Genomic DNA, 3,533 nt, shown 5'->3' with positions numbered 1-3,533 from the left:
AGAGTTTTTGAAATGTAAGGCTTTTAAATAAGATAAAAGGCTACCTCGTCACGAACTTTGCAACAGTGCCAATTTGACTACCCGCGTCTTCTTCCAATCCCACCCTGATAGCGCCTGTCCAGGTGAAATTATCCTGATTACTGTATGATTATTTTTGCAGCCTGAACGGCTGTACAACATAAACAGGAGAATATCATGAGCACATCGCTGTTCAACAAAACCCCGACGGTCACGGTTCTCGATAACCGCGGCCTGACCGTGCGCGACATCGCGTACCACCGCCATCCCGGCTCCCCGGACGTGACCAGTGAACGCATTACCCGCCATCAGTATGACGCCCGCGGCTTTCTGACGCAGAGTACTGACCCGCGCCTGCACGACGCCGGACTGGCGAACTTCAGCTATCAGACCGACCTGACCGGCAACGTTCTGCGGTCACAGGGTGTGGATAACGGCATCACTGTGGCGCTGAACGATGCTGCCGGCCGGCCGTTTATGGCGGTCAGTAATATCAGCACCGCTGACGACGGTACGGAGGACAGAAGTCAGGCGGTGATGCGTACCTGGCAATATGAGGACGTAGAGCTGCCGGGACGTCCGCTGAGCATAACTGAACAGTTATCTGGTGAGGCTGCCCACATCACGGAGCGCTTCGCGTATGCCGGCAACGGTGACGCAGAGAAAGCCCTGAACCTTGCCGGACAGTGCGTCAGGCATTACGATACCGCCGGCATGACACAGACTGACAGAGTGGCACTTACCGGCGTCCCGCTCTCCGTCATCCGCCGTCTGCTGAAGGATGCGGACAATCCCGACCTTACCGCCGACTGGAAGGGCACCGACGCTTCTGCGTGGAACGACCTGCTGGCTGCGGAAGCCCACACCACCCTGACCACAGCAGACGCCACTGGCGCAGTGCTGACCACCACGGACGCAAAAAGTAACCGGCAGCGGGTGGCCTATGACGTGGCGGGCCTGCTGTCGGGCAGCTGGCTGACGCTGAAGGGTGGAAAAGAGCAGGCTATTGTCGCTTCCCTGACGTACTCAGCCGCGCGGCAGAAGCTGCGCGAAGAGCACGGCAACGGCGTGGTGACCACGTACACGTACGAGCCACAGACGCAGCGACTGACCGGGATTAAAACGGAACGGCCAGCCGGACACGTCTCCGGGATGAAGGTGCTGCAGGACCTGCGTTATGAGTACGACCCGGTGGGTAACGTCCTGAAAGTCAGTAATGATGCCGAAGAGACCCGCTTCTGGCGCAACCAGAAAGTGGTGCCGGAGAACACGTACGTCTACGACAGTCTGTACCAGCTGGTCAGCGCCACCGGGCGCGAGATGGCAAATGCAGGGCTGCAGGGTAGCGGCTTACCGTCCTCCACCGTCCCCCTTCCCACCGACAGCTCTGCGTTTACAAACTACATCCGCACTTACACCTACGACAACGCCGGCAACCTGACGCAGGTCAGGCACAGCGCACCGGCGACAAACAACAGTTACACCACAAACATCACGGTCAGCGACCGCAGCAACCGGGGCGTGCTGAGCACCCTGACGGAAAATCCGGCAGAGGTGGACGGGCTGTTTACGGCAGGCGGACAACAGAAGCAGCTGCAGCCGGGGCAGACACTCAGCTGGAATACACGCAACGAGCTGCTGAAAGTAACGCCGGTGGTGCGTGACGGTGACGCCGCAGACTATGAAAGCTATCGGTATGATGCGGACAACCAGCGCCTGCTGAAGGTCAGCATGCAGAAAACCAGTAACAGCACGCAGACGCAGCGAGCTCTGTACCTGCCAGGCCTGGAGCTGCGGAGCACAAAAACAGGCGATACGGAAACGGAAAGCCTGCAGGTGATGACAGTAGGGGAAGCGGGCCGTGCGCAGGTGCGGGTGCTGCACTGGGCATCAGACAGGCCGGCGGAAATCAGTAATGACCAGATACGATACAGCTACGATAACCTGACCGGCAGCAGCGGACTGGAACTGGACGGCAGCGGGAACGTCATCAGCATGGAGGAGTATTATCCGTATGGCGGGACGGCGGTATGGACGGCGCGTAGTGAGGTGGAGGCGGATTACAAAACGGTACGGTACTCAGGTAAGGAGCTTGACGCGACGGGGCTGTATTACTACGGCTACCGGTACTACCAGCCGTGGGCGGGGCGGTGGCTCTCCTCAGACCCGGCAGGCACGGTGGACGGGCTTAATCTGTTCAGGATGTGCAGGAATAATCCAGTAACATTCGTTGATCCTGACGGACTCAAACGAGATTTACGCACTCAACTCCCTGGCAAGCCAAAATTAAAAACCGGAGAAGACAGAAATCGGCGTGGTGCATCGCCTATAACTCCATCCTTCGGGGAGATTAGCTCTGTTAAAGGGACCCCAATAAAGCTGGAAGATGCATTAACAGAGCATGCGCTAAGCACGACTCCACTATTAACCGACCTTATTAATCCAACCAAGGTTCCTATGGATAAGATAACTAAGGATATACTGGCTAATAAACGTCGGGGTGGAGGCATACTGGCGTTTAACGCAATACGTTTCTCAATAAGCGAAAATAAAGATATTCACGCATTGCGGATTGTTGATGCAGAAACATCAACCTATCAAACTGGAGGAGGTATGGTTGCAGCAGCATATTGGGCCCCACAAGGGGGATATGTGGATATTCCCGCACATCCTATGACAGGTCCAAAACTCGTGCTCACCCCCGGATTCAGCGGATGTACTTTTGTCGCTGATAAATTAAACGAAGAAACCATTCGTGTCAGACATGTACAGGGAGGAAAAGAAGACCAAGAATATAATAACTTGGCTTCCAATGAACATGGACAGGGTATGATCGATGCCATGGAATATGGAGATTATGGTTACCATCATGATAGTCAGGGGAATTTAATGGAAAATATAACAGGCTCGGCATTTATGATATATGAAAACGACCAATGGAATATAAAATACCAGAGCCTCGCTAACGCCCCCGAAATTTCATCATTAAGAGAAGAATCTGTTGGTTTCTTCTATAAGAAGACGAAACTGATAGGTGAAATCCGTTATAGCGAAGGAAGAAAGGTTGTTAAGTCAAAAACCTTACCCCTACATCATTAATATAGCAATTTTAACTTAAAATTAAACGACATGTTCCTCCCCACCTAAGAACCCGTTTAAGTTACTGGGTTCTTTTTTGGGTAAACCCAAAGCATGCAGTCCGGTGAGACAGTTTTTCTGTCTCATTTGGGTTATTTTCGTCTCATCCAAGTGTTACGTTTTCATCATCCAGAGTTAAACGAGACAGTTTTCATCATTATGGCACTTTACAGTTATGCCCGCGTTTCAACCAGTGACCAGGATCTTACCCTGCAGACACAAATTCTCCGCGCTGCCGGTTGTGAAATCATTCGTGCAGAAAAAGCCAGCGGAAGCGGCTCTGTTGCAAAAATCTGGAGGTGATAAACTCATCATCTTCTTTTGCTGACGGAGCAGCACATGAACCCCTTCAAAGGCCGCCACTTTCAGCGTGACAT

The 3,533-nt window shown here is 53.2% G+C and carries 1 protein-coding gene and 1 pseudogene; both read left to right on the top strand.

What is annotated here, in order from left to right; genetic code table 11:
• The first annotated feature begins 195 nt into the window (after positions 1-195).
• Entirely contained in the window at positions 196-3,117 is a 2,922-nt protein-coding gene (locus AB1287_RS22065; protein WP_435619114.1) for an RHS repeat-associated core domain-containing protein, read from the top strand.
• Positions 3,118-3,243: 126 nt separating this feature from the next.
• Positions 3,244-3,447: pseudogene (locus AB1287_RS22060) on the top strand (recombinase family protein); the annotation flags it as partial.
• Between the last annotated feature and the right edge of the window lie 86 nt (positions 3,448-3,533).

Source organism: Scandinavium sp. UTDF21-P1B, from assembly GCF_040750395.1.
Classification (GTDB): domain Bacteria; phylum Pseudomonadota; class Gammaproteobacteria; order Enterobacterales; family Enterobacteriaceae; genus Scandinavium.
Note: the sequence above shows the minus strand (reverse complement) of the source record. Positions and strands in the feature narration are given on the sequence as shown.